This is a genomic window from Herbaspirillum sp. 1173 (assembly GCF_031455335.1).
In the GTDB taxonomy this organism is placed as follows: Bacteria; Pseudomonadota; Gammaproteobacteria; order Burkholderiales; family Burkholderiaceae_D; genus Herbaspirillum; species Herbaspirillum huttiense.
The window spans coordinates 1-5,215 of the sequence record NZ_JAVDSP010000019.1; the positions used below are offsets into that span (position 1 = coordinate 1).

Consider the following 5,215-nt stretch of genomic DNA (forward strand, 5'->3'; position numbering starts at 1 on the left):
AGGGCAAACACAATATATGCTCAACTTGTCTATAACAGAGCTAATGTTATAGGAACAAGCCGCACGGGCAATTAGTATCAGTTAGCTTAACGCATTACTGCGCTTCCACACCTGACCTATCAACGTCCTGGTCTCGAACGACCCTTTAGGGGAATCTAGTTCCCGGGAAGTCTCATCTCAAGGCGAGTTTCCCGCTTAGATGCTTTCAGCGGTTATCTCTTCCGAACTTAGCTACTCGGCAATGCCACTGGCGTGACAACCGATACACCAGAGGTTCGTCCACTCCGGTCCTCTCGTACTAGGAGCAGCCCCCTTCAAACTTCCAACGCCCACGGCAGATAGGGACCAAACTGTCTCACGACGTTTTAAACCCAGCTCACGTACCACTTTAAATGGCGAACAGCCATACCCTTGGGACCGGCTACAGCCCCAGGATGTGATGAGCCGACATCGAGGTGCCAAACTCCCCCGTCGATATGAACTCTTGGGAGGAATCAGCCTGTTATCCCCAGAGTACCTTTTATCCGTTGAGCGATGGCCCTTCCATACAGAACCACCGGATCACTATGTCCTACTTTCGTACCTGCTCGACTTGTCAGTCTCGCAGTTAAGCACGCTTATGCCATTGCACTATTAGCACGATGTCCGACCGTACCTAGCGTACCTTCGAACTCCTCCGTTACACTTTGGGAGGAGACCGCCCCAGTCAAACTGCCTACCATGCACTGTCCCCGATCCGGATAACGGACCAAGGTTAGAACCTCAAACAAACCAGGGTGGTATTTCAAGGTCGGCTCCACGCAGACTAGCGTCCACGCTTCAAAGCCTCCCACCTATCCTACACAGATTGGTTCAAAGTCCAATGCAAAGCTACAGTAAAGGTTCATGGGGTCTTTCCGTCTAGCCGCGGGTAGATTGCATCATCACAAACATTTCAACTTCGCTGAGTCTCGGGAGGAGACAGTGTGGCCATCGTTACGCCATTCGTGCAGGTCGGAACTTACCCGACAAGGAATTTCGCTACCTTAGGACCGTTATAGTTACGGCCGCCGTTTACTGGGACTTCAATCAAGAGCTTGCACCCCATCATTTAATCTTCCAGCACCGGGCAGGCGTCACACCCTATACGTCCACTTTCGTGTTTGCAGAGTGCTGTGTTTTTATTAAACAGTCGCAGCCACCATTTTATTGCAACCCTTTTGTCCTTCTGGCGCAGGCCAGTCAAACTACTTGGGCGTACCTTATCCCGAAGTTACGGTACCAATTTGCCGAGTTCCTTCTCCCGAGTTCTCTCAAGCGCCTTAGAATACTCATCTCGCCCACCTGTGTCGGTTTGCGGTACGGTCTCGTTAGACTGAAGCTTAGAGGCTTTTCTTGGAACCACTTCCGATTGCTTCGCGAACAAGTTCGCTCGTCTCACACCCTTGAATTACGCTGCCGGATTTGCCTAACAGCCTTCTTCGATGCAAAAACCGACTATTCCAACAGTCGGACAACCTTCCGCGATCCGTCCCCCCATCGCATCTAACGACGGTGCAGGAATATTAACCTGCTTCCCATCAGCTACGCATCTCTGCCTCGCCTTAGGGGCCGACTCACCCTGCTCCGATGAACGTTGAACAGGAAACCTTGGGCTTACGGCGTGCGGGCTTTTCACCCGCATTATCGCTACTCATGTCAGCATTCGCACTTCTGATACCTCCAGCATCCTTTACAAGACACCTTCACAGGCTTACAGAACGCTCTCCTACCATATCCTTACGGATATCCGCAGCTTCGGTGACTGGCTTAGCCCCGTTACATCTTCCGCGCAGGACGACTCGATCAGTGAGCTATTACGCTTTCTTTAAAGGATGGCTGCTTCTAAGCCAACCTCCTGACTGTTTTAGCCTTCCCACTTCGTTTTCCACTTAGCCAATCTTTGGGACCTTAGCTGGCGGTCTGGGTTGTTTCCCTCTTGACGTCGGACGTTAGCACCCGGCGTCTGTCTCCCAAGCTCGCACTCATCGGTATTCGGAGTTTGCAATGGTTTGGTAAGTCGCGATGACCCCCTAGCCATAACAGTGCTCTACCCCCGATGGTGATACTTGAGGCACTACCTAAATAGTTTTCGGAGAGAACCAGCTATTTCCAAGTTTGTTTAGCCTTTCACCCCTATCCACAGCTCATCCCCTAATTTTTCAACATTAGTGGGTTCGGTCCTCCAGTGCGTGTTACCGCACCTTCAACCTGGCCATGGATAGATCACTTGGTTTCGGGTCTACACCCAGCGACTGAACGCCCTATTCGGACTCGATTTCTCTACGCCTTCCCTATTCGGTTAAGCTTGCCACTGAATGTAAGTCGCTGACCCATTATACAAAAGGTACGCAGTCACCCCTTACAGGGCTCCTACTGTTTGTATGCACACGGTTTCAGGATCTATTTCACTCCCCTTCCGGGGTTCTTTTCGCCTTTCCCTCACGGTACTGGTTCACTATCGGTCGATTACGAGTATTTAGCCTTGGAGGATGGTCCCCCCATGTTCAGACAGGATTTCACGTGTCCCGCCCTACTTGTCGCAAGCCTAGTTCCACACCATCGATTTCGCATACGGGGCTATCACCCACTATGGCCGGACTTTCCATTCCGTTTTGCTATCGTTGATGCTAAATCTTGCAGGCTGATCCCATTTCGCTCGCCACTACTTTGGGAATCTCGGTTGATTTCTTTTCCTGTAGCTACTTAGATGTTTCAGTTCGCCACGTTCGCTTCGTTACCCTATGTATTCAGATAACGATGACCTTACGGCCGGGTTTCCCCATTCGGAAATCTGCGGATCAAAGCTTGTTTGCCAGCTCCCCGCAGCTTATCGCAAGCTACTACGTCCTTCATCGCCTGTAATCGCCAAGGCATCCACCATGTGCACTTATTCGCTTGTTCCTATAACGTTAGCCTCTTTTGCAAGAGCGTCATATGAAGCGTTGAGTTTTAGCGTTTGCCGTATTCCAAAGTAAGTCTTCTAATTGCTAAGATCACTTCGTAATACTTTGATTGATACAATCACACCCATTTTTTTGATTCATACAAGGACCGCAGTCCTGGCATTCATCATCAAATGAATCTTTACTTCTTCCAGATTGTTAAAGAACAAAAACAGCCATTGATCGTAAAAGATCAAACCTAAATCACTACGTCTTGCGTTGGCGACGCTGACTTAGGTTTGACATTTCTTGGTGGAGGTTGACGGGATCGAACCGACGACCCCCTGCTTGCAAAGCAGGTGCTCTCCCAGCTGAGCTAAACCCCCGAAACCTTGGTGGGTCTGGTTGGGCTCGAACCAACGACCCCCGCGTTATCAACACGGTGCTCTAACCAGCTGAGCTACAGACCCGCTTGGATCAGTATCAGTAGCCAGTCAGTGACCTTGTGTCACAGACCGCGCTTCACCAAATAACTGTTCTTGATTTACAGCCGATAAGTGTGGACGCTTAACTTCGTGCGCACTCTAGAAAGGAGGTGATCCAGCCGCACCTTCCGATACGGCTACCTTGTTACGACTTCACCCCAGTCACGAATCCTACCGTGGTGAGCGCCCTCCTTGCGGTTAGGCTACCCACTTCTGGTAAAACCCGCTCCCATGGTGTGACGGGCGGTGTGTACAAGACCCGGGAACGTATTCACCGCGACATGCTGATCCGCGATTACTAGCGATTCCAACTTCATGGAGTCGAGTTGCAGACTCCAATCCGGACTACGATACACTTTCTGGGATTAGCTCCCCCTCGCGGGTTGGCGGCCCTCTGTATGTACCATTGTATGACGTGTGAAGCCCTACCCATAAGGGCCATGAGGACTTGACGTCATCCCCACCTTCCTCCGGTTTGTCACCGGCAGTCTCATTAGAGTGCCCTTTCGTAGCAACTAATGACAAGGGTTGCGCTCGTTGCGGGACTTAACCCAACATCTCACGACACGAGCTGACGACAGCCATGCAGCACCTGTGTGATGGTTCTCTTTCGAGCACTCCCAAATCTCTTCAGGATTCCATCCATGTCAAGGGTAGGTAAGGTTTTTCGCGTTGCATCGAATTAATCCACATCATCCACCGCTTGTGCGGGTCCCCGTCAATTCCTTTGAGTTTTAATCTTGCGACCGTACTCCCCAGGCGGTCTACTTCACGCGTTAGCTGCGTTACCAAGTCAATTAAGACCCGACAACTAGTAGACATCGTTTAGGGCGTGGACTACCAGGGTATCTAATCCTGTTTGCTCCCCACGCTTTCGTGCATGAGCGTCAGTGTTATCCCAGGGGGCTGCCTTCGCCATCGGTATTCCTCCACATATCTACGCATTTCACTGCTACACGTGGAATTCTACCCCCCTCTGACACACTCTAGCCGTGCAGTCTCAAATGCAATTCCCAGGTTGAGCCCGGGGATTTCACATCTGACTTACACAACCGCCTGCGCACGCTTTACGCCCAGTAATTCCGATTAACGCTTGCACCCTACGTATTACCGCGGCTGCTGGCACGTAGTTAGCCGGTGCTTATTCTTCAGGTACCGTCATTAGTAGTAGATATTAGCTACTACCGTTTCTTCCCTGACAAAAGAGCTTTACAACCCGAAGGCCTTCTTCACTCACGCGGCATTGCTGGATCAGGGTTGCCCCCATTGTCCAAAATTCCCCACTGCTGCCTCCCGTAGGAGTCTGGGCCGTGTCTCAGTCCCAGTGTGGCTGGTCGTCCTCTCAGACCAGCTACTGATCGTCGCCTTGGTAGGCTTTTACCCCACCAACTAGCTAATCAGATATCGGCCGCTCCAGGAGCATGAGGTCTTGCGATCCCCCACTTTCATCCGTAGATCGTATGCGGTATTAGCTAGTCTTTCGACTAGTTATCCCCCACTCTAGGGCACGTTCCGATATATTACTCACCCGTTCGCCACTCGCCATCAGGAGCAAGCTCCTATGCTGCCGTTCGACTTGCATGTGTAAGGCATGCCGCCAGCGTTCAATCTGAGCCAGGATCAAACTCTTTAGTTTAATCTCTGTTTTGTGCCATTTCTGGCTACCCCGAAGGGCATCGCTCTCTCAAAATACTGACAGGTAATTTCTTGCGAACTTACCTATATTTCTTGTGAGCATTTAATATTTAAAGTTTCCAGAACCGAAGTTCTGTCGCACTTCATTAAACGCCCACGCTTATCGGCTGTTAATTTTTAAAGATCTGTCTG

At 50.8% G+C, this 5,215-nt stretch carries 2 tRNA genes and 2 rRNA genes; all 4 read right to left on the bottom strand.

Annotated features, from left to right (window positions below):
* Positions 1-50: 50 nt before the first annotated feature.
* A 23S ribosomal RNA gene (locus tag J2X56_RS26975) occupies positions 51-2,922 on the bottom strand.
* 291 nt (positions 2,923-3,213) lie between these two features.
* Positions 3,214-3,289: transfer RNA gene (locus J2X56_RS26980), tRNA-Ala, on the bottom strand.
* Positions 3,290-3,296: 7 nt separating this feature from the next.
* Positions 3,297-3,373, bottom strand: a tRNA-Ile gene (locus tag J2X56_RS26985).
* A gap of 118 nt (positions 3,374-3,491) precedes the next feature.
* Positions 3,492-5,024, bottom strand: a 16S ribosomal RNA gene (locus J2X56_RS26990).
* Together the 16S and 23S rRNA genes with 2 tRNA genes alongside form the textbook arrangement of a ribosomal RNA operon.
* Positions 5,025-5,215 lie beyond the last annotated feature (191 nt).